Origin of the sequence: Pedobacter antarcticus, from assembly GCF_900112985.1 — a bacterium.
Classification (GTDB): domain Bacteria; phylum Bacteroidota; class Bacteroidia; order Sphingobacteriales; family Sphingobacteriaceae; genus Pedobacter; species Pedobacter antarcticus.
This window is the reverse complement of sequence record NZ_FONS01000007.1, coordinates 88,056-109,928: the sequence shown is the minus strand read 5'-3', so window position 1 is coordinate 109,928 and position 21,873 is coordinate 88,056. Positions and strand designations below refer to the sequence as shown.

Annotated in this window: 17 protein-coding genes; 6 read left to right on the top strand and 11 right to left on the bottom strand. The window is 39.8% G+C overall.

Going from position 1 to position 21,873, the window contains the following annotated elements; translation table 11 throughout:
* Window positions 1-13 precede the first annotated feature (13 nt).
* The 4 genes from BM192_RS14950 to BM192_RS14935 form a co-directional block, all read right to left on the bottom strand.
* Complete coding sequence (locus tag BM192_RS14950; RefSeq protein WP_037437962.1) at window positions 14-1,612, bottom strand: RagB/SusD family nutrient uptake outer membrane protein; 1,599 nt, start codon at window positions 1,610-1,612, stop codon at window positions 14-16.
* A 24-nt stretch (window positions 1,613-1,636) separates the two neighbouring features.
* A complete protein-coding gene (locus BM192_RS14945) occupies window positions 1,637-4,759 on the bottom strand; it encodes a SusC/RagA family TonB-linked outer membrane protein (protein ID WP_037438005.1) in 3,123 nt (1,040 codons plus the stop codon).
* Between the two features lie 7 nt (window positions 4,760-4,766).
* The gene (locus tag BM192_RS14940; RefSeq protein WP_139218454.1) at window positions 4,767-7,631 is read right to left on the bottom strand and encodes a glycoside hydrolase family 31 protein; all 2,865 of its coding nucleotides are present in this window, start codon (window positions 7,629-7,631) and stop codon (window positions 4,767-4,769) included.
* A 134-nt stretch (window positions 7,632-7,765) separates the two neighbouring features.
* Window positions 7,766-11,848: a hybrid sensor histidine kinase/response regulator transcription factor gene (locus BM192_RS14935; protein WP_234797568.1), complete on the bottom strand. Its 4,083-nt coding sequence runs from the start codon at window positions 11,846-11,848 to the stop codon at window positions 7,766-7,768.
* Between the two features lie 174 nt (window positions 11,849-12,022).
* Here BM192_RS14935 and BM192_RS14930 point away from each other — a divergent pair, with 174 nt between their 5' ends.
* Both BM192_RS14930 and BM192_RS14925 read left to right on the top strand, forming a co-directional pair.
* Window positions 12,023-12,268, top strand: coding sequence for a hypothetical protein (locus tag BM192_RS14930; RefSeq protein WP_037437964.1), 246 nt, complete (start codon window positions 12,023-12,025; stop codon window positions 12,266-12,268).
* Between the two features lie 6 nt (window positions 12,269-12,274).
* Window positions 12,275-12,502 (top strand): hypothetical protein, encoded by a 228-nt coding sequence (locus tag BM192_RS14925; RefSeq protein WP_037437965.1) that lies wholly within the window; start codon window positions 12,275-12,277, stop codon window positions 12,500-12,502.
* 76 nt (window positions 12,503-12,578) lie between these two features.
* Here BM192_RS14925 and BM192_RS14920 read toward each other — a convergent pair whose 3' ends face one another.
* Entirely contained in the window at window positions 12,579-13,892 is a 1,314-nt protein-coding gene (locus BM192_RS14920; RefSeq protein ID WP_037437966.1) for an alpha/beta fold hydrolase, read from the bottom strand.
* Window positions 13,893-14,174: 282 nt separating this feature from the next.
* On the opposite strand from BM192_RS14920, the gene BM192_RS14915 reads away from it, so the two are divergent.
* The 3 genes from BM192_RS14915 (at window position 14,175) to BM192_RS14905 (ending at window position 16,423) form a co-directional block, all read left to right on the top strand.
* Entirely contained in the window at window positions 14,175-14,879 is a 705-nt protein-coding gene (locus BM192_RS14915) for a DUF2490 domain-containing protein (RefSeq protein ID WP_037437967.1), read from the top strand.
* 9 nt (window positions 14,880-14,888) lie between these two features.
* Window positions 14,889-15,713 (top strand): class D beta-lactamase, encoded by an 825-nt coding sequence (gene blaOXA, locus BM192_RS14910; RefSeq protein ID WP_051759503.1) that lies wholly within the window; start codon window positions 14,889-14,891, stop codon window positions 15,711-15,713.
* A 125-nt stretch (window positions 15,714-15,838) separates the two neighbouring features.
* Window positions 15,839-16,423 carry a hypothetical protein gene (locus BM192_RS14905; RefSeq protein ID WP_037437969.1) on the top strand — a complete coding sequence of 195 codons (585 nt, stop codon included), beginning with the start codon at window positions 15,839-15,841 and terminating at the stop codon, window positions 16,421-16,423.
* A gap of 214 nt (window positions 16,424-16,637) precedes the next feature.
* On the opposite strand, the gene BM192_RS14900 is transcribed toward BM192_RS14905, so the two are convergent.
* Window positions 16,638-17,126 carry a Fic family protein gene (locus BM192_RS14900; protein ID WP_051759505.1) on the bottom strand — a complete coding sequence of 163 codons (489 nt, stop codon included), beginning with the start codon at window positions 17,124-17,126 and terminating at the stop codon, window positions 16,638-16,640.
* Window positions 17,089-17,358, bottom strand: a complete 270-nt coding sequence (locus BM192_RS21065; protein ID WP_051759506.1) for a Fic family protein — start codon at window positions 17,356-17,358, stop codon at window positions 17,089-17,091. The genes BM192_RS14900 and BM192_RS21065 overlap by 38 nt, the downstream gene beginning before the upstream one ends.
* Before the next feature lie 106 nt (window positions 17,359-17,464).
* Between BM192_RS21065 and BM192_RS20965 the strand changes: the two genes are divergently transcribed.
* Window positions 17,465-17,626, top strand: a complete 162-nt coding sequence (locus tag BM192_RS20965) for a hypothetical protein (RefSeq protein WP_157282743.1) — start codon at window positions 17,465-17,467, stop codon at window positions 17,624-17,626.
* A gap of 329 nt (window positions 17,627-17,955) precedes the next feature.
* Here BM192_RS20965 and BM192_RS14890 read toward each other — a convergent pair whose 3' ends face one another.
* The 4 genes from BM192_RS14890 to BM192_RS14875 all read right to left on the bottom strand — a co-directional run bounded on the left by BM192_RS14890 (window position 17,956) and on the right by BM192_RS14875 (window position 21,734).
* Window positions 17,956-18,468, bottom strand: coding sequence for a hypothetical protein (locus tag BM192_RS14890; protein WP_037437970.1), 513 nt, complete (start codon window positions 18,466-18,468; stop codon window positions 17,956-17,958).
* The gene (locus BM192_RS14885) at window positions 18,465-19,682 is read right to left on the bottom strand and encodes an ATP-binding protein (RefSeq protein WP_037437972.1); all 1,218 of its coding nucleotides are present in this window, start codon (window positions 19,680-19,682) and stop codon (window positions 18,465-18,467) included. The genes BM192_RS14890 and BM192_RS14885 overlap by 4 nt, the downstream gene beginning before the upstream one ends.
* Before the next feature lie 610 nt (window positions 19,683-20,292).
* Window positions 20,293-21,204, bottom strand: coding sequence for a PfkB family carbohydrate kinase (locus tag BM192_RS14880; RefSeq protein WP_037437973.1), 912 nt, complete (start codon window positions 21,202-21,204; stop codon window positions 20,293-20,295).
* A gap of 62 nt (window positions 21,205-21,266) precedes the next feature.
* Window positions 21,267-21,734, bottom strand: coding sequence for a DUF4268 domain-containing protein (locus tag BM192_RS14875; RefSeq protein ID WP_037437975.1), 468 nt, complete (start codon window positions 21,732-21,734; stop codon window positions 21,267-21,269).
* Window positions 21,735-21,873: the final 139 nt, after the last annotated feature.

Below are 21,873 nucleotides of genomic sequence, written 5' to 3'. Positions count from 1 at the left end.
AATAAGGTTATAATTACCAGCCATTATTTTGTTTAAGTGTTCCGTTAGACAGCGTAATCTGTGTATATGGAATCTGCTGTAAGCCCTGAGTAAGGATGATATTACCTGCATTAATAGATTTCTGTGCAGACTTTCCACCATTCAGTACTGTTGTCGTTTCTGCAATTTCCTGTGCCGCACGGCTAACGCCCAGTCTGAGTAAATCATAGTAGCGAATACCTTCAAAGGCGAATTCCAGACGACGTTCCCTGACAATATTTTCAGGAGATATTACTAAAGGTGTAAATCCACCCTGCAAAGCTCTCTGTCTGACTGTATTAAAATAGGTTTGTGCGTTCGGGCTGCCTAATTCAGCTGCCATTAACAATACATCTGCATAGCGGATAGATACATAATCCTGAAACTGACCGATCTGAAACAAATTATTACCGAAAGATTCCGGTAATGGTTTGCCGTCTTCCCCAATCATAGGACTATATTTTTTCGCATAATAGCCGGTATATTCCCTTTGCCCCGCCTGATTCGTAAAATTCAATTTCTCATCAACAATGGAGATTATCGACGCAACTTTACGGGTATCGGCCGCGGCATAACTATTCCATAATTTAGGATTTACTGTTTCCGCACCCCAACCATTACCATAGGGATAAATTGCCTGCTCACGGATACCAGTCATAATCATCCAGTGGTTCCCATCGGTATTTCCATTGTAATCGCTTGTATAGGTATATCTGATACTGAATATTGTTTCTTTATTACCCTCTCCTGCGAAATCTGCTACAGATGCAGCAGGCCACAAATGGGCAAAATCTTCTACCAGGCCATATCCCCCCGCAGTAATTACATCCTCCAGATAACTCAAAGCCTGAGATTTATTCACTTGCCCAACCAGATCAGGTTTGTTATAATAACCAGTATAAAACAAGAAAACCCTACCTAGCAATGCCTCTGCAGCATATTTAGTTACACGACCATGATCTTTCACCGCTTGAGCAGCGTAAGGGATACTTTGCATATTTTCCGCTGCAAATTTCAAGTCTGAAGCAATTACCTGGTAAACTTCATCCGGCGATGCCTGCGGAACATTTTCTGCAGTAGGCACAGTCAGCAGCGGAATATTCCCCCATAATCTAACCATATCAAATAACAGGTAGGCGCGTAAAAAACGCGTTTCAGATTCGTACGTTTTACGCAATTGCGGATCACTCCCCCAGGCAATCTGATCCATTTTGCTAAGCAGGACATTACAGCGGTAAAGTGCTTTATAATATAAGATCCAGTTCCGCTCATATAAGTTCTGATCAGAAGGTGATCTGGATTTGTCAAATTCATCAATCATCTGATAACCCAGACCATCAGAATTCCCGGTTCCACCAAACGTATTATCGGACATCACCTCAGCTGCCACGGGCAGTGCAACACCTTCCGACCACACTACTTGAAGACCATCATAACATCCAACCAGTGCTGCAAAAGCATCTTTAGGTGTTTTATAAAAATTTTCATCCGTTACCGTTGTAATTGGTTCGGTATCCAGAAAACCTTTTTTGCAACTTCCCATCGCAAACAGGAAGATTGTCAATGTATATATTTTTATAGCTTTCGTTTTCATCAGCTTATAATTTTTATTTTTAGATTAAAATCTCAGATTAGCACCCAACATAAACGTTCTTGGTCTTGGGTAGTATCCCAGATCAATACCAGAAGCAAAACCCTCTGTGCCGTAACCAATTTCAGGGTCCATACCATCATACTTAGTAAATGTGTATAGATTAAGTGCAGCTGCATAAATACGCACCTGTTTCAGGTAACTCTTTTTGAATACCTTCCCAAAATCATAACCTACAGTTACGTTACTAATCCGCAGATAATCACCTTTCTGGATATATAAATCAGAAAAATTAGTCCAGTTTCTATTATCAGAAGTCACGCGGGGCATCGTATTAGAAGATCCTTCACCATGCCATCTATCCAGAATTCTTGTGGTGTAGTTACCTAATGGATTTGCCTGATTACGGTACGACTGAACAATTTCATTCCCGGCAACACCCGATGCTACGATAGAGAAATCGAAACCTTTATAATCACCCGAAAGGGTAATACCAAAAGTATAATCCGGATTTGGGTTACCAATTTGCGTCCGGTCAAGATTATCAATCACACCATCACCGTTCACATCTACATATCTCACGTCACCTGGTGCGGCAGCCGGTTGAATTAATTTACCATCTGTATTACGGTAAGCATTAACTTCGTTTTCGGTCTGGAAGATTCCGGCAGTTTTCAGACCCCAGAAATAACCGATTGGAAAACCACTCTGGGCCCTGTAAAACTCCTGAGAATTATCAAACAACTGGTTAATAGCACCATGAACGATACCATCTGCAGTCGGAATATTACCCACCTTGTTTTTATTATATGCGCCGTTAACACCCACAGCATAATTAAATTCACCTATTCTGTTTTTATAAGCAAGAGCTAACTCGATACCCGAATTAGTTACATTACCCCCGTTTATAAAAGGCGCATCAGCACCGGCAGTGGCCAAGATAGGTGCAGAGATTAACCAGTCTTTGGTCGATTTTTTATACCAGTCAAAATTGACGGTAAATTTGCCCTTCAAAAAGTTCGCATCAAAGCCAAAGTTGGTTTGTTCTGAAGTCTCCCATTTTAATGCGGCATTACTCAGTCGGCTCGGATATGCCCCTGGCGTGAGTACCCCTTCTTCATTTCCAAACGTATAGTTAGTATTGGCTAAAGAGATCGGAGCAAGATACTGGAATGCAGCGATGCTCTGGTTACCTACCTGTCCCCAACTGGCTCTGATTTTCAGGAAGTCCAGCCAATCTTGTGTGCCAGCCATGAACGACTCGCTGGTTACCACCCATCCTGCAGAGACCGACGGGAAATAACCCCAGCGATTCTGTGAAGAAAAACGGGAAGAACCATCAGCCCGGAAAGTTGCGTTCAGCAAATATTTGTCCTTATAGCTATAATTTAACCTGCCAAAATACGACAGCCTGCGATCTGCATCATACGGTGCACCGCCAATCGAAATACCGGCTACTTGCTTATTAGTCGCGTTACTTAACCAGGCATGATCAAGATCTTCAAAAATCAGGTTAGTATTCGTGCCAAACAAAGTAGAACCATCCGCACGGTAGGTAGAAGTTCCCAGCATTGCTTCGAAATGATGATCTTTTTTAAGATCGAACTTATAACTCAGCAAATTATCCCAGATTAAAGATTTGCCTTTATTCATCGATTGGGTTGCCTTAGTTACAGAAGTGTTGGCATAGGCTGACAAAATATAGATTGGTGTGAAAGAGCGGTTATCTGAATTGCTGTAATCCAGCCCAAGACTTGTTCTGAATTTCAGATTTTTAATCGGTTCGACTACCATATAGATATCTCCCAGTAAACGCTGGCTGTTAGTCACATTCTGATTCGTTAATGCCATTAGCGCATATGGATTCGCTTCACCAGTATTCCAGGTAGATTTACTGTTATCATAAAAATTACCATTTTCATCATACATAGGAACAAAAGGACTTGTATTAAAGGCACCACGCAGCGAATTATTGTACTGGTTACCAACACCGATCCCTTTACTTTTAATATCACTATAAGTTAGATGCTGTCCGATTTTAATTATGTCTTTATAGAAATTATGTTCAGAATTGATTCTGAAATTGATTCTTTGATAATCAGACAATGATTTGCCACCAACTATCCCTTCCTGCCCTGTGTAAGACAGGCCAGTCGAGTATACAGAAGCTTCAGAAGCTCCGGATGCACCAAATGCATAGTTTTGCGTTAATGCATTATCACTAAACATTTCATTCATCCAGTTAGTTCCCTCACCGAATGCAGCAATCTCCGCATTGGTAAAAACAGGTTGATTACCCATATTAATAGCAGACTCATTCATAATGGCAGCATACTGACTTGCATTCAATAGCTGTGCTTTTTTAGCAACGTTCTGGATCCCTGCATACGCATCGAAAGTAATTTGGCCAGACTGTCCGCGTTTTCCCTGACGGGTAGTAACCAGTACCACACCGTTTGCAGCCTGGGAACCATAAATTGCGGCGGATGCAGCATCCTTTAAGACGTCTATAGATTCGATATCTGCAGCGTTCAGATAGGTGATATCACCTGTCAGCACACCATCTACCACATACAGGGGGCCTGAATTACCGATAGTCCCTAAACCCCGTATCGTTACTTTCATACCATCTCCCGGCTGGCCGGAAGTCGATGCAATCTGGACACCGGGCGTTTGTCCCTGTAAACCTTGCAGCGCATTGGTAGTACTCTGCCGTTGCAGTGTCTCTCCCTTAACTTGAACAGTGGCACCAGTTACCAGCTTTTTCTGCTGCACACCGTATCCGACAACAACAACCTCATTCAAGTCTTGATTTTCTTCAGTCAATTTAATACTAACAGATCCGCTGGCGGGCACCTGCAATTCTTTTTGCGCATAGCCAATTGAGCTGATCTGAAGTATATCTCCCGTCTTTGCGCTTAGGGAAAAACTTCCGGAACTATCCGTTCCTGTTCCAGAAGCGGTTCCTTTGACTTTGACAACGGCGCCGGGAATTGGCTGTCCGTCACCGCTTCCTGTTACCTTTCCGGTAACCTGCCTTTGCTGTGCGACCGCACCGGTCGTACAGACCAATAAAATCAACAGTGGCAGCAGCAGTAAATACAACTTGTCCGGAACCCGTCCATTTGTAAGGGTAAAATTTAAGTTCATATATGGTTTATTTAATTTGGTTTTTGGATAGTATTGCTTTTTTGCCGGTATATTTAAGCGTCTGAGCAGATTTATGGTCCTGCTGATCAGCAGCCACATTCATTCCTGGAGAAACGAAAACTACCTTAAATGTGCGGCTCTTCATCATGCCAGGGAATTCTCCTTTCCGGTCTGCAACCGTTAGTTTACCTGTAGATTCCTGGTAGCTGAAGTCGATTTGTGAGAAAGCTCCTTTTTCGTAGTTATAATTAGTACCCTCATCCTCATATAAAGAAAACACAGCATCTTTACCCGTGTATACCAGGATAGTGAGTGGATCTGCTTTTTTCTCGGCTGTATATTGCAGGTCCGGACCAGTTGGTAAAATAGATCCCTCTTTAATATACAATGGCATCCGTTCATAAGGTGCGTCTGCCTGAATATCCTGACCTCCTTTTAAAAATTGTCCAGTATAGAAATCATACCAACCCTGTCCTGAAGGTAGATATACCTTTCTTTTAGTGGCTTTATATTCCAGTACAGGACTCACCAGTACCGATGGACCAAACATAAATGCATCATTCAGGTTGGCCGCTTTCATATCATTTGGAAAATCCATCATCAGTCCACGCATTATGGTATAATCCTGATGGTAACTTTGCCCGGCAAGTGAATAGATATATGGCATTAACCTATACCGGAGTTTATTGTAATACAACATACTCCGGTAAGCCGGATGACCTTCTGGTGCTATATTATAAATCTCACGAAATGGATATTGCCCATGCGAACGGAACAATGGAACAAATGCACCGAACTGGAACCAGCGGGTGTTCAATTCACGCCATTCCTCCTGATCTGCTGTATTCGGCTGTTCATAGCGTTTTTCAACAGAGAAACCACCAATATCCATTGTCCAGTAAGGCATTCCGGAAAGAGAGAAATTAACACCCGCGCTGATCTGGGCTTTCATATCCTCCCATCTGGAGGCGATATCACCACTCCAGGCGGCAGCAGCATAGCGCTGTAGACCAGCATAGGCAGATCGTGTCAGAATAAAAACCCTGTCATTAGGATTCACCGCTCTCTGCCCCTCATAAACACCTTTGGCATTCACTAAAGGAAATGCATTAAAATAAGTAGTTGAAGAGCCCGCATAAGTAGGGTTCATTAAATCCTTACGGATTTCCACTGGTAGATTAGAATGCATATCCGGTTCTGTCGCGTCCATCCACCAGGCATCAATACCCTTGCTGTACAGCCGTTTATTCATCAAATTCCAAAAGGCTGTCCTGGCTTCAGGATTAAATGCATCATAAAAAGTATTACCATATCCCTTGCCGATCCAGTCTTTTCTACCGTCAGCAATATTTCTGCGGTACAGGAAATTTTGTGAATCCATTTGCGCATAGGTATCATGGCCACTGTTAAATTTTGGCCATACAGAGATCATCAGATTTACATGTTGTGCATGCAGATCTTTAATCATTTGCTCTGGCGCTTTAAATCTGGCGGGATCAAATTCCTGGCTTCCCCATTCCGGTTCTTTCCAGTAGGACCAGTCAAGCACAATATTATCCAGCGGAATTTTCCGGTCTCTAAATTCCTTAACTGTCTGTTGTATATCCTGTTGTGTTTTATAGCGTTCGCGGCTCTGCCAAAATCCCATTGCCCATTTCGGCATTAATACGGCCTTACCCGTAACCTGTCGATACCCGCTAATTACCTGGTCTGCATTATTCCCCTGAATAAAGTAATAATCAACTGCATTCCCTGATTCAGATTGCAGGCCAAAAGTATTCTTCAGATTTTCCGGAACAGGAGGCAAACAGGTTAGTCCCAGATAGGATTCACCACCGTCGGGTATCCACTCCATTTTAAACTTTACCTTTTTATTTTTCTCCAGAGGAAGATCGATAGTTGACGAACCTGAATTCCAGGCCTGGCGCCAATAATCTGCCACCAGCTTATCGTCAAACCACACTTTGATATACCCCGCATATTTTAGCTGAAGCTGATAAAGCCCTTCGAGATCACTTTCGAGTAAACCTTCATAGGTAACGACTGCGTCGGCCATAATGATTTCCTTTGGCCATTTATGCTGGTCTGTTAGCCAGTTCATAGATATTTCAGAGACTGGTTCAGTTAATAATACCTTTTCCGGGTTTTTACGCGAAGTATAGGTTGCAGTAATCCAGCCGTCTTGTTTACCCGAAAATAATCTCAATGCGCTAAGCGGTTCATAATCTCTTATATCTCCAGCACGGGTAATTGAATAATTGTCCCAAAGAAGGCCGTACCCTTTGTTACTAACGACAAACGGCACCGCGATATCTGTATTATACTGAATAAGGTCTACCCGACGGCCGCGGTAGTTCATCATACTTTGCTGATGCTGTCCTAAACCGTAATAGGCTTCCTGATCAGCAGCATTAAAAAGCTGGGTTATCTGATAAGAGGATTCACCGTTAAATACCTTAGGCACCATTGCCGCCCCCATCTGCTGGTTTTGTTCGAGTAACAATTTACCTGCATCGTCATGAAAAGAAATTAATCCATTCTCTAATGACACATTAACATTTACAGCTCCGGTAGCCAGGCGAACCTGACCGTTTTCCTCTTTCACGGTGAATTTTTGGCCGGTATTTTTTTTCCATACGGCCATCAGACTAGGCTTGGTGTTAAACACCGGCCCACTGATTTGGGTTACATGAATAATTTGATCATTGACAGGTTCAAGACGGATCTTTTTGATACCTGAATAAGAATTCCTGATGTCAATTTCTACACCGGTTCCAGTTCTTACGAAGTTTTTACTTTCTTGTCCGCTTACATGAGTATATAAGCATACAGCACAGATAAAGATTACGGAGTTTACCCTAATTTTACGCATAGCACATCTACAGTTTATATTTGGTTGTTTTGATGGCTAATGTATCAGTAAGAATATCCCGAAAGGGCATTCAAATGATAACAATTAGGTATTCAAATGTTAACAAAACCAACCTAATAGTAATGTAAAAGGCATTATTCGCTGTCCTGGCCTGCATATACCGAAGGAAGCGTACCGAATTCCTGTTTAAAATATTTACTAAATTGTTTAGGGTTACTAAAGCCGACAGCATAGGCAATTTCCGCAATTGTCAGCTGTGATTTACGCAACAGGGGCTTAGATTTGAGTAGTCTGTAAAAACGAATATATTCCAGTGGAGAACGGCCTGTAAGCGGCAGAATTTTTTTGTATAAACCTACCCTGCTCATATTCATATCTGCACTCAACTGATCTACAGTATAATTTGAGTCCTGCAGATTTTTCTCCAGATGCATTCCGATCTGACGAATGAATTTATCATCTACAGACTCAATCTCCGCATCGGCGGGTTTCAATTCCACCTGTTTGAGATAAGTTTTCCGGGAGATCTCCTGCTGACTCAACAAGTTTTTTATTTTAGACAGTAGGATTTCGAAATTAAACGGCTTGGTCATATAATCATTTGCACCCGTATCCAAGCCTGTTAACTGCTGGTCTTCTGTACTCAACGCAGTTAAAAGGATTACAGGCAAATGTGTTGTCCGTTTGTCTGCACGGATTTTACGGCAAAGATCAATGCCGTTCATTTCTGGCATACTTACGTCACTAACCACCAAATCAGGATGAATTGAAATAATCTTCTGCCAGCCTTCCAGCCCATTTCCCGCCTCTGCGATCTGAAAATACTCCTGTAAATTATCTTTCAGGTAAAACCGGAAATCTTCATTATCCTCAATAAGTATCACAACCGGTTTTTTATTCTTCCTGTTAATGTCGGCGATAATGACGGGTGTCTCCCGCGAGATTTCGATACGTTCAGATGCAGAAGAGAAGCGTTGTGTTATTGGACTGCCATCAAGTTCCTGTGTAAATTTGAATATGACTGTGAATATACTTCCCTGATCAATCGTGCTCTCTACCTCAATTGTACCTCCATGCAGTCTAACAAATTCACGGGTAATCGCTAAACCAATACCGCTCCCCTGGTTAACCAAAGAATGAGGTACATCATCCTGAAAAAACCGTTCAAATATTCTGTTTTGTTTTTCAGCGGAAATACCAATGCCTGTGTCGGTTATTTTCAAAACTACCGTAAACTCATTCCCCTGTAATGGCTTCACCTCCAGATCAACCTGAACCACCCCATCTTGTGGTGTAAACTTAAAAGCATTAGATAGGAGGTTGAAGACAATTCTCTCCATTTTATCCTGGTCAAAAGAAGTTATCAGTTCATTGCCGTTTGTCTGAAAACTGAGCGAGATATGCTTACCTTCTGCCACATCGCTAAAGGAATAAACCAGTTCTCTGATAAACCCAATTAAATCTGCCTTTCGGGTTTGTAGTTTGAGCTCACTTACCTCCATCTTTCTGAAATCCAGTAACTGATTGACTAAATTCAGCAAACGTTTACCGTTGCGTAAAATCATTTGAAGCTGTGGTTTCTCTCGCTCATCTGCCTGCCGGATGAGCTTATCCATCGGTGTAATAATCAAGGAAAGAGGTGTTCTGAATTCATGACTGACATTGGTTAAAAATTTAATTTTAAGCAAGTCAAGATCGTGTATCCTTTTAGCCTGCTGTCTTTCCTGCTCCAGCAAATAGGCCCTCTTTATTTTTTGTATTCCCCGGTGACGGATAAACAGTAACGTCCCTGCAAATGCGCAGCAGTAAATAAAATAAGCGGCAGGTGTACGCCAGAAAGGCGGCAAAATCCGGACAGGTAGACGGATCTCATTTTTAACCCATTCCCCACCAGCATTTGTCGATCGTACTTTAAATACATATTCTCCAGGATCTATATTGGTATAAGTTGCTATTCTGCTACCTGCCTGCTGGTCCTGCCATAAATCATCAAAACCTTCCAGCATATACTGATACCGGATCTTGCTGGGACTAAAGTAATTTAATGCAGCAAAACTCAGGGCAAAGTTGTTCTGGTCATAATGTAGTTCGAGCTTTTGGATATTATTAATTGCAGATTTCAGGATGATATTTCCACCATCCGGTTCCCCGATTGCGATATCGCGATTGGCTAGCTGTAATCCGGTCAGTACAATCTGAGGCGTCGTCTGATCACTCAGAATTTGCTCGGGTTTGAACAAATTAAATCCATTTGCCCCGCCAAATAAGATTTCTCCGGCCCTGGTCTTAAATCCGGCATTAGCATTAAAAGCACTGCCCTGTAATCCATCATGCTCATCAAAACGGCGAAAAGAGTAATTAAAATCACCCTGCCCGTCGGGTTTAATCAATACATTAAATAAACCCTTCGCGGTACTAATCCATAAGTTTCCAGAATTGTCTTCTATAATCTTCAGCGTGGCCTGTTCGGTCAGGCCATTTTTAGAATCGAAATTACGAATATGCCCGTTTACAGGATTAATGCGGCTAATACCATCACGTGTGGCCACCCAGATAAAACCCCGGCTGTCCTCCATCAGGTCGTATACGATATTATTAATGAGCGCGTAGTTTTTTTTATCCTTACTGTCGTAGTGTCTGAAATTCCCACTTTTACTGCGCACATCAATCCCCTCAGAAGTACCGATCCAGAGATTTCCCTTTTTATCTTCCAGCAGACAGGAAATAAAATCAGAACGTATACTATTTTTCACTCCTGCTTTTAAATGACTGAACTTGTCGGTGCTGCGATCTAGTTTATCTAAACCGCCGCTTAACGTAGCAACCCATAAATTATCGTCTCCATCTTCTAATATATCCCAGACCCGGTCATCGGTGAGACTGCCGGGTACACCCTGCTGATGCTTATAATTTTTAAATTTCTTACCGTCAAAGCTGTCCAGCCCACCGAAATAAGTACCTATCCAAAGGACTTGCTGCCGATCTATGTATAAACTAACAATGATATCGTTACTCAGACTGTTAGCATTACCCGATTCGTGCTTATACCGTTTGAATTTCCCGGTTTTGCGATTGAAATTAAACAGCCCACCTCCATTGGTGCCAATCCAGAGATTGCCCGACTGATCTTCAGCAAATCTGTTTACATCTTCATAAGTAAGTCCGTCAGGAGCATCCTGGTGCCGGTAAAGTGGAAATTTTAGTATTTTTTCATGATAAAAACTGATCCCTTTTTTGAAAGTACCCAACCAGATAATACCCGTATCGTCGCGGTACATGCTCAATACACTGTTTTGTCCGATACTTTTAGGATCATTTTCTTTGTTGACCAGATAACGGATTTTAAAACTCTTCTGATCAATCAGGTTTATCCCACCATGATCAGTGGCAATCCAGATTAGGCCGTTATTGTCTTCCAGGATATGATTAATCAGATTGTTATTTAATCCTCCCGGCCCTTTATTAATAAATTTCTTTTCGCCGGTTTTGGTATTATAATACTGGATGCCATCCTGCTTATTCAGTGTATAAATCCACAGACCTCCTTTTTTATCTGCAAACATCCTGTAATCTTTGGAAAAACCAGTTAAAGGTTGTTTAAACTGCAGAATTTGTTCTACAACCTTACCTGTTCCAGGATCCAGCTTTTGTATCGTTTTATCTTCATGAATAGTCCAGACCCAACCGTTATCGTCATTAAAAAGGGCGACAACCGGCGTTTTTAAAAAACCAGCTCCAACCTTATTTTTCCCTTGCAGACTGAATACCTGCTTGGTAGCAGTGGTATATTTATAAAGACCTTCAACACCGGCATTGAACCAGAAATTACCTTTGGAATCTTTTACTGCATCAGATATATTGCTGACTGGAATTCCTATCCTTTTAAAAAACGGTTTGACATCCCTGCTAAATGTCTCAGTAACCGGGTCATAAATACTTGGCCCACCTCTGGTTTCCAGATAAAGCATGCCGAATGGCAATTCAAATATCCTGGTAATAAAATCGTCTGTTATAGATGTACTATCTCTTGGATCATGTTTGAACACCTTTACAGAATAACCGTCGAATCTGTTAAGTCCGGCCAGAGTTCCAAACCACATCCAACCTTTTTCATCTTTGAGAATTGCGTTAACCTGGTTATGTGAAAGACCTCTTGATATATCCAGCGTAGAAAATTGGATCTGCTCCTGCTGTGCCAAAACAGGAAAACAAGTCAATGATGCTAAAATTACAGATAATAAAAACCGGAGATACATTGTTCACAAGATAATAAATATTTCCATTCTCAAAATTTGACATGTTGTGTTTTCCAGGATTGTTATACCTTTACAGCTATCCCGTAAAAAGGACAGAAGTTCCGGGATAATCAGGAGCTTCTCAATTCAATATATATGGCAATCGTTAGCAGAAAAGAAGAAAAAATCAAGACCGTACTTGATGAGCTTCCAGAAAATTTCACAGATAAACAATTCGTAGAAACATTTATCAAACAATACTCAAGAGATTGGGGAAAGATTAAAGCGCAGTATTTAAAACAAGCACAGGATAAGGAAGAAGGCACAGTCATTACTATGCCTAAGCCAGATTTATATCTGTTAAGTCTGCTTAAAACTTATAAGGACCGTCAACAATCCTAATCTAATATGGGCTATAAAGTAGAGAAGTTTGAGATCATCGATGGTAAAAAGACTTTACCCGTAGCGATCCACACATTGACCGAAGATGACCAGACAAGCCATGCTGTCTCTATAGATGGATTTGAAAATTTTGAAATCAGTAAAAATCAGCAAGAAGAATGGATAGCTGAACCTGCTGGCATCATTAGTCAGGTATTATTTGATCAGATTATCCGTCTGTGGACAAAACAATAAGCCTGGCCCGTATTTATAATATCCTTGTAAAAAAAGAAAGCCTGAATTTATAAAATTCAGGCTTTCTTTTTTATGTCTATCCGCCTTTGATCCAGGCGACGATATCATTAATAAAAGTTTCTGAGACACTCGAAGGTGAATCGTACTGACGAAGGTCACCTTTCTCCACCTGAGAACTGAGCAAATGGTTCAGGTCAGGATACAATTTGAGCGTCGCATTTTTCTTTTTATCTAATGCGGCCTTCCAAATTTCATAATCCTTAACACCGACCTGAAAATCCTGTTCGCCTTGAATGACAAGAATGCGTTTGTTTAATTTCTGAGCTGCTTCAACCTGATTATATTGATTCAGATCTACCCAATAAGAAGCCGGCAGCCCAAGTATCACTGAATCTGCTTTAAGCTGACCGAGCTGGTTTATTCTCCCCTGTTCTAAAGCTTTAAGTGCAAAATCAAGCTGCGCTTTGGTCTGTGCGGTAGTGTCTTTCGAATGATCATACAAATACTGGTTTTGCTCTATAAGAATGTCAACCATCTTTCTTGCCGGCGCTGCTGCAAGAATAATCCCCTTGGTTTCAGGAACCAGGGCTGCGATCCTTGGCGCCAGCATTCCTCCAAGACTGTGCCCTAATATATAAACTTGTTTTTTATCTACACCTGGTGTCTGCAAGGCAATTTTCAGAGCTGCGGCTGCGTCATCTATAGTTTCTTCCTTCACCGTAAATACGCCAGAAAACTCTCCGGCATAAACCATAGTACGTTTTACATAACGGATGCTGGCAATTCCTTTGGCAGCTAGTCCGGCAGCAAGATCTTTAAAAGGTTTATTAGGCCCCATAGTTTCATCCATATCTGACGGCCCCGAACCATGTACAAGTACGACCATCGGAAAATTAGTTCCTTCTGCCGGCACTGTTAATACCGCTGCAAGTTCATGGCCCGGCGTATTAACACTAATGTTTTTCTCCGTGTATAATGCAGGATTAGCATAGGCAGGATTCAGATATACAGCAGCGTTTGATTTAGGCTGGAGAAAAAAGCCAACCATTTTTTCCTCTTTATTATAAGCGAGCAAAAAAGCCTGTGTGGCACGGGCAAACTTCGCCTCAACAGTAACCGTAAAGTACTCCCCTTCAGTCTTACTTTTCACCGGATCTGCAAGTTCAAACTCACCCAGATTAGTTCTAAGATCGGACCATAACTTTTGTAATTCTTCGATTTTCACTTTATCCTTCAGCGTCGGATCAAAATAGTTCTGAGCATCAGTAAACTTACCTTCCTCGAGTAGTTTAAAAAAATCCTCTGAACGGTTAAATAGTGCAAACATGCCCTGGGCGAACACACCTGTACCTGATAAAAGCATCAGCAGGAGCAACGTAATTTTTTTCATGAATTGGTTTAGGTTAAAATCAAAGCTAATAATTTCATCGAATAAAGTACAGCTTTTGCGTTTGGAAAAGGTTTAGTCCTGAGTTGAGAGGTTATTGAGACAGTATTGAAAGGGTGTTGAGTGGGTAATTTAGCCATTCAATACCCTTTCAACACCGACTCAACACCGACTCAACAGCATCTCAACTAAAACCGATATCCGATCAAACTTAGAAAACCGATTCACGGAATTTATTATCTTAGCTAATTAAGCAATTGAAACCTTTATAACTACATTTCACGTATGCGCCTTACCTTATTTTTGATCACGCTCCTTTGTACAATTAGTACGACCTTATTAGCCCAAACTATCAAACAGCATTCCGGCTGGCTGTTTCTAATGAATAACACCAAAATAAACGACAAATGGGGTGCCTATATGGATGTCCAGTTACGCTCAGCAGATCAATTCGACCGCGTTAGAAACCTGATGTTCCGCCCGGGTGTCACCTATGATATCAACAAAAAAAGTCAGCTTACTTTGGGTTACTTGCTGAACGAAACGTTTAACCCCTCTTCCTCTGGAATCGGAACTTTAACCGAACATAGAATTTGGGAACAATACATCTATAAGCATAAAGTCAGTACGGCAAACTTTAGCCATCGGTTCAGATTAGAACAACGTTTTATAGAACGCGCAAATAATGAAGATTTATTTGCACAGCGCTTCAGATATTTCTTCAGGATAATTTTACCACTTCAAAAAGACAAACAAAACTTTAATAAAGGACCTTTCGCTGCCATACAGAATGAAGTATTCTTAAACATTCAGCATAAAAATGAATTAAATGGATATGTATTCGACCAAAATAGAGCTTATCTGGCAGCTGGTTACAGATTCAGTCCAAAACTGGATATAGAATTAGGTTATATGAATCAGTCGTCCAAAGGTGCAAGTCGTAATACCATGAATAACATTGCTCAACTAGCAGTATACACACGCTTTTAAACCAGAAATATGAAGAGTGCCTGGTTAAGTTCCAAACATACGTTACTACTAATTCTGTTCACCTCTGCCCTGCTGAGCTCCACTTATTCTACAGGACAGACAAACAATAGGCCCGATCTTCAAAAATTCTACGATCAGTACCAGGTTGAGGGCTCTTTTATTTTGTACGATCAGAAAAACGATAAATACACCATATACAATGAAAGTCAGCGCAACACACCATTTACACCGGCATCGACATTTAAAATATGCAATTCATTAATCTCATTGGAAGAAGGTGTAATCGAAAATGAAAATGTTGTGCTTGAATGGGATAAAAAACCGAGACAAAATCGGGAATGGAATGCAGATACAGACATGAAAAATGCTTTCAAAAATTCTACTGTTTGGTTTTATCAGGAATTAGCTAAACGTGTCGGAGAAAAACGTATGCAATATTGGCTTCAGAAGGCTGCCTATGGTAACGCAGATATTTCAGGCGGAATAGATGGCTTTTGGCTATGGGGTGGATTACGTATTTCGCCTCTACAGCAAATTGGATTCTTAAAAAAACTAAATGACAATGATCTGCCTTTCTCCTCCCGCAGTATGGATATTGTGAAGCGTATAATGATCGTCCAGGAGCATTCAGGTTCCACAGTCAGATCAAAGACGGGTTCAGGTAAACAGAATGAGCAGTATGTTGGATGGTACGTTGGCTATATTACAACTGCAGACAATGTTTATTATTTTTCAAATTGCGTCCAGTCAAAAGACAAGGTTCCAAACTTCGGACCGGCTCGTACAGAGATAGCTTACAATATTTTAAATGAATTGGGAGTATTGAAAAAATAAAACATTAAAACTGATCAGACGGAGTAAACACAATCCCATTATTGCACTCAGCGCATAAGATCTTATAATCAATTAGAATAATTTCACCGTTTAGCTATCTTTGCTAAAAATAACATCTAAAAATAATGAGCGAAATTAAACAATACCCTGTTCTGAAACATATTGTAAACGTGATCAAAAATGCGATAGCGGATTCCAAAGTTGACGAGCAGTCAGAAAGTGTATCAATTATCAAAGACGGGAACGATTCAATTCATGTAAAGCAATTATTTGATGATACCGATAAAATCGCCTCCATTTTTATTACCGATAAAAAAGAAATCTTATATAGCGAGGATTTATTAGAGACACTGGAAGATATTGCCCAGACTGCTAAATCTGATGCTAACCTGAAGAAAGCTTTAGAAGCTACAAAAATCATTGTAAATGACCTGAGCCTTCAGACTGAATTTATCTTACAGGAAGTTAAAGCTGCATTTGATGAATTAAGCGACAGCTATGAATTCGGAAAAACAACAGAAAAAAATATCGAAGAGTTTTCTGCAAGCTACAAATTTGGTGATAACAAATTCGATATCACAGTTGTAAATAATGCAGATGCAATTAAGCTCGAAGCTAAGATTGACAGCGCAGTTAAACCTGCTGTCAAAAAAACAATTGAGGCTGATGTCGACAAAATTGGAAAAGCTTTAAATAACTCCTTTAAATAGGGAAATATGTGATCGCCTTAAGTCAAAAGGTGATCACATATTTAAAATCCTTACAAAGTGACTGATAATTATTTTGATTGGTTCAATTGTTTCAATTTATCTTCTATCATTTTTTTATGCTTATTCGCTTCTTCTTTCACAATTTTTTCAATTTCCAAATTGCTTAGCTGCTCTCCGTATTTTCTCACATAAACGATTTCACCGGAGCTATTTTTTACTGTAAATTCAAATAAGCCAAATTCAAAAGTGATTTTTGATTGATAGTCAAATTCACCATTCGGCATCTTAAATACCTTATAATCATAAGGAAACAGACGCTGAAAATCCTGGCTGTTCGCCCATTTCCGTCATCGAATGGATGAATTCTTATAAACTTATAATGAAATTCCGCTGCAAATAGTATTGGATTTATGTCACCAGAAATAGATTTTTCTTTATACCAATCCATTAAATCATTCATTAATGCTGCGGTTTCTTCCAGAGAGGTAAATCTAAATATCTCTCCCGTTTTTGTGAGTACATGATTTGGACTTGTTTTATATTTACCAACTTGAACAGCACGTTTTGTAGGCAAGCCACTGGGAGTAATTGCATCAACCACATATGATTCCTTCAACAATAAAACACGAAGTTCTCTGATAAAATTCTGATTCAGCGGAAATTCTCTATGAATTATATCTGAAATCCATTTTATAGCTTTCATTATGTCTTGTTATTTCGATATGATCTTGTAAAGGCTTGCCTTGAGCAGTAATTCCAAATAGCAATAAGGCCTTTGTCTCACCATAGGTAAGCATATTACCTTCTATTTTATTAGAGTGATAATTCCAATCTAATCGGAATTTTTCCATAATTCTAGCTTCCGTTTCAGGGGTTATGGGACATAATTCATCTAATTTTTTCTTAAGATCTAGAACGGATTCAATCAAAGTCATGCTACAAATTTCGCTGATAACCCAAAACTAACTTAAATGAAAGATTAACGCGATAGACGGAACTAAGGGTCTTTCTAAATATAATCCTTTAAAGGATATCTATCCATTGTTATTCGCTTCTGGTGATGCCGAGAATATTGGTGCACTACAGATAAGCCTGAAGGTGGAATGTGAAAAACATAAAGAAGATTCTAAAGTAGGTGTTGAATTGGTTCGCGGATCATATATGGCGTTAAAAGTGCTGGAAGATACACCCAAGCCATTCTAGTGACCTCCTCCAGCTTTACGGAAGATGCAAAGATATTTTTAAAACCAATAGAGTACGAGTTGTCTTTAAAAGATTTTAATGATGTTAAAGGTTGGTGTACTGTTACTTAAAGAACAATTCATTTAAATTTATGAAGAGTCTTGAAAGTACATGCAGATTCAAAAAACTGAACTGCTTATCGAGATGAATTTGGCTTGGATAACATTGACCAGCAGGCAAGGAATGTGCTCATGGATGTTGTTGCAGTATGGGTATGATGACATGAACAGAACTGATTCTTATAATGTTACCTGATCCTGATCAAAAAGCTCATAATCCATGATTAAGCTCTACTCTACAGTTATCCTATTTTGTAGCCTAAGTACATAACCAGTATCTTCAAAAAACTTTTCTATGCGCACCAAATGGCCTTGTTTTGATTTAGGATGTTCGCTATTGGCAGCATATGCTTTCTTATCCTTGAAGTCTTCGACTAGCTCCGTCGTCTCAAAGTGAGCAATTGTTGTTTTTAGTTGTTTTTCAGCATCCCTTATCCAATCTGTTCCAAATTGAGCTCGCTCTTTAAGTTCAACAAAAATTACGGTTTCATTATAGCTGAGCATACCGTCACATCGTTTCGATGGTCTACCGTTGTCTGGTCTTGGAGGTACTTGTATACAATGATCAATCGCGGTAAACAAAACATCATACTCATATTCATTTTGCACTACTACTATCCATTTAGCACCATTTTCTTCATCTAAATAGGCTCTGTTGGTCGCTGGCGCTGGGTCATCGCAAATACCAAAAAGCCTTTTCCTAGAACTGTCCTGACATTTAGCTACTGAAAAATCTATACTCATAAACCTTTCTGAATTTCTAATAAACGGGCGTAAAGTTCATTGCTTTCGCCTAATTCTTCATTCAATTTATTCTCATCAGAAGGAAGCCCCTTGTAAGTTTCCAACTTAGCTATCGAACCTTCAAGTTCATTCAATTCGTACACTATCAAATCATCAGCAAAAATTGTTGACCCTATAGGAACAATTTCATCAAGTCTGGAAATCGCATTGTCACTTAGATTATTCTTTATAATCCCAGCCTTTACTGCTAATGTTAAATAATTGATTAGATAAGGACTATGCGTAGTCATCACCAACTGGTTAGCTCTATTTAGATTATTAAAACCTAACAAACTATTTAATATGTGTTGTTGCGAAGATGGAAATAAATTCTGCTCCGGCTCTTCAACAATATTTATGAAACATGAATAACTAAATCTTGAAGAAAGATATTCTAAAGAAGCTTGTTTTACCTCATCAGACAGATTTTCATTCGAAAGTATCTGTTCTATCTCGCTCTTAATTCTGTTCTCTTCCTCTATACTTAATTCTCGAACCGCATGGCTGTTCCTGTTTTTTAGCGTTTCAGCCAGATATTTACTCACAATGTAAAGCGGTACAAAGGACTGAAAACCACTAGATGCAGTTGAGAGCCTTATTTTATAATCTTCTCCTACTATTGAAGATAATTCGTTTAGCTTTTGATATTCGAATTTGACATTATTTATCGGCAAATCCAGGGGTCCACGGAGTTCTTCAACGGCTTTAATGAATTCATCTGAGAAAGTATAAATAGTACTGGACAGACCTTTCAAATTCTTCACATTGCGTACCGCACTGATAAAATTCCTTTCAGCTGGAACATACATGATTTTCGGAAAAGAATAACCGTTTTTCTCATTTTTAAGAATAGTTACCTCCTCGTTTTTATAAGATAGATGAAATGCTCTACCCTTATATTCAATAACCGTATTTGGCTTGAAATAATCGCCAATGTTTTGGTAAGAGCAGTAAGTAATAAACTGTCCTTTTTTGAGAATGTCCTTCTCACGTATATCTCCCCTAACCAAGGCTTTTTCTATCCAGCTAATTGTTGAATATAGTTTAGCTACTGTACTTTTCCCAGAACCTTGATTACCAATAAAGACTGTTACCTTTTTTATATCGAACCATCCATCATCTTGCTGATAACCGTTTTTTATAGGGCCAAAATCACTGATCTTTAATTTGCTCATTGATAAATTAATTTTCAATTCAAATTTACGAAAAAATAAGCCGGTTTTTAGATTCAGGAAAATTGTTGCGTAGCATTTTGATGGCTACTCTACAATTAAAAACTATCAAATAAGGGCTTTGAAAATATCTTACCCTCGACAAGAGCAATCACATTCTAGTACTTTTAGAAAATCAAACCACAGTTCAGTTCCTTTTCGAGGTTATATGACCGGATCATTCCCAGGGACAATCTTCTTCCGCTTGATCCTATTAGTTTTTAAAATAAAGAAACTAATCATTATAAACGAAAAAACCGCATCTAAATATATTTAGACGCGGTTTGTATGCTATATATGTGAAATTACGATTTGTTTCTAAAAAAAGAAAGGGGTGTTCCATCCAGACACATCCCTATTCTAACCAAATATAAACCTGTATGAACGGGTTTTCCTTTATAGCTTTTGCGTCGGTGAACGACTTGCAGAAAGCTTATTATTTCTTGTTTTGTAATACAAATATACAACCCATTTCAATAGTGTACAAATTACACTATGATTTTTTTAACAAAAAACATTTCTATGACTTTTCTTAGTTAAGAAGCCGCTCTTCATTTCCCTTTAAATCATTGTTTTAGCCTATATCAAAGGCCTTTTCGATTCTTTCTGCAGTTTGGATAAAATTTAGCACTTCTTGCTCGGAACCGGTAAAAGATCCGACAGATTCCATTTTTAAGCTTGCCATTGCTGCTCCGAATTCTGCAGCGAACTTTGGAGAAGCGCCTTTTTCCCGCTGAAAAAGATACCCTGCGATGTACGTGTCTCCACAACCGGTAGCATCTACTTCCTGTGCCGGTTTGAAAGCACAGATCTCGTCAATCCGGTTATCACAATAAACTACCGATCCAAGACTGGCACTGGTAATTACAATTTCCTTTACACCAAGTTCTGCTAATTGCGCTATTCCTTCACGAACCGTCGTACAACCGGTCAGAACTTTTAATTCAGATTCATCGGCTTTTAAAGTATGGACCAGGCTTAAGGCTTCTCTGCTTCCCTCCCATTCTGCAGGACAAACTTGCTGGTTCTCCACCTTTCTGAGGTATCCTTGAACATCTATGGAAACTTTGCTTTTTGCGGCCAGAACCTTTAAGAGTTCCAGGGGGATATCGTTGGCCAGCAATGGTCCAAGGTGAAAGATCCCGGCATTGATGTCCGAAAGCTGCTCTGCACGGAACGGATCGGCCTGAGCCAATACCCGCTGGCTTCTATCATCAGGATGACCTGCGTAAATATTTTCGAAATATAAAGTCTGTTTACTTGGAAACACATGCACCTGAATACCCAGCCCACGAAGCTCATTTACATAAGACATCTCAGATTCCGCTACAGAGGTCACAAGACCATAATTCAACTGGAAACCAGAAAGCGCATGAGAAAAATAATAAGAAGTTCCGCCAGCCATATACTGATCAGAAACCGGACTGATAATGTGATCCTGAGTAAGATGCCCTACACAGCAGATTTGATAAGAAACCGGGGTCATAAAAATAATTTTGAACGGTAAATATAAACAATCGGATTTTAGCACTCTCTCAACGCGTTAATTTAGCCTTGACGGAAAAGCTCGAAACTATACTGCGCACTGCTCCAGAATTCATCCAGTGCAGTTATCCTTGGCTTAAAAAAAGATATTAAAGCCGGCCAGTCTGCTTTATTTAATACGCTAACACCGGTTAGAGTCTGACTAATGAGGCTTACTGTTTTCCCATACTCGTCTGTATGGTGGAGTTGCCATTCCCAAACATCACCTGTGCTGGCAGCAAGTAATTTTGAGAAAGTGCGGAACTGCTCCATCATCAGTTCCTGAATACCGGGATCGGGATGCGCCATTTCTATAGCGATCACCGCCTCGCGCTGATCTGCCTGCATCCTGAAATGCAGATGTTTAAATCCGGTTTTATAATTAACCCAATTAATTTTCAACCCATCAGCAGAGAGCTGAGGTGCGATATACTGACCAAAAATAGTCCAGAATTCTTGTTTCAACTGGGCGGTCTGAGCTTTCGAATACATATATACTATATTTTTATAATGCCACCGGCATGTATCATTTTTAACATTTTAATCATTCGTATTTAATTTATCGGTTTTTTTGTCGTATTATTTTAAACAAAAAGGTAATTTCGGCCCTTCAATCATTGTTTTTGAAAAA

Bases quoted from the DNA above. Each gene is read 5' to 3' on its own strand.
- BM192_RS14900 (WP_051759505.1), bottom strand. From the start codon at position 17,126: ATGAAAGCTATAAAATGGATTTCAGATATAATTCATAGAGAATTTCCG.
- BM192_RS14930 (WP_037437964.1), top strand. From the start codon at position 12,023: ATGGCAATCGTTAGCAGAAAAGAAGAAAAAATCAAGACCGTACTTGAT.
- BM192_RS14950 (WP_037437962.1), bottom strand. From the start codon at position 1,612: ATGAAAACGAAAGCTATAAAAATATATACATTGACAATCTTCCTGTTT.
- BM192_RS14945 (WP_037438005.1), bottom strand. From the start codon at position 4,759: ATGAACTTAAATTTTACCCTTACAAATGGACGGGTTCCGGACAAGTTG.
- blaOXA (WP_051759503.1), top strand. From the start codon at position 14,889: ATGAAGAGTGCCTGGTTAAGTTCCAAACATACGTTACTACTAATTCTG.
- BM192_RS14875 (WP_037437975.1), bottom strand. From the start codon at position 21,734: ATGTATTCGAAAGCTCAGACCGCCCAGTTGAAACAAGAATTCTGGACT.
- BM192_RS14885 (WP_037437972.1), bottom strand. From the start codon at position 19,682: ATGAGCAAATTAAAGATCAGTGATTTTGGCCCTATAAAAAACGGTTAT.
- BM192_RS14905 (WP_037437969.1), top strand. From the start codon at position 15,839: ATGAGCGAAATTAAACAATACCCTGTTCTGAAACATATTGTAAACGTG.
- BM192_RS14920 (WP_037437966.1), bottom strand. From the start codon at position 13,892: ATGAAAAAAATTACGTTGCTCCTGCTGATGCTTTTATCAGGTACAGGT.
- BM192_RS14880 (WP_037437973.1), bottom strand. From the start codon at position 21,204: ATGACCCCGGTTTCTTATCAAATCTGCTGTGTAGGGCATCTTACTCAG.
- BM192_RS21065 (WP_051759506.1), bottom strand. From the start codon at position 17,358: ATGACTTTGATTGAATCCGTTCTAGATCTTAAGAAAAAATTAGATGAA.
- BM192_RS14925 (WP_037437965.1), top strand. From the start codon at position 12,275: ATGGGCTATAAAGTAGAGAAGTTTGAGATCATCGATGGTAAAAAGACT.
- BM192_RS14915 (WP_037437967.1), top strand. From the start codon at position 14,175: ATGCGCCTTACCTTATTTTTGATCACGCTCCTTTGTACAATTAGTACG.
- BM192_RS14890 (WP_037437970.1), bottom strand. From the start codon at position 18,468: ATGAGTATAGATTTTTCAGTAGCTAAATGTCAGGACAGTTCTAGGAAA.
- BM192_RS14940 (WP_139218454.1), bottom strand. From the start codon at position 7,631: ATGCGTAAAATTAGGGTAAACTCCGTAATCTTTATCTGTGCTGTATGC.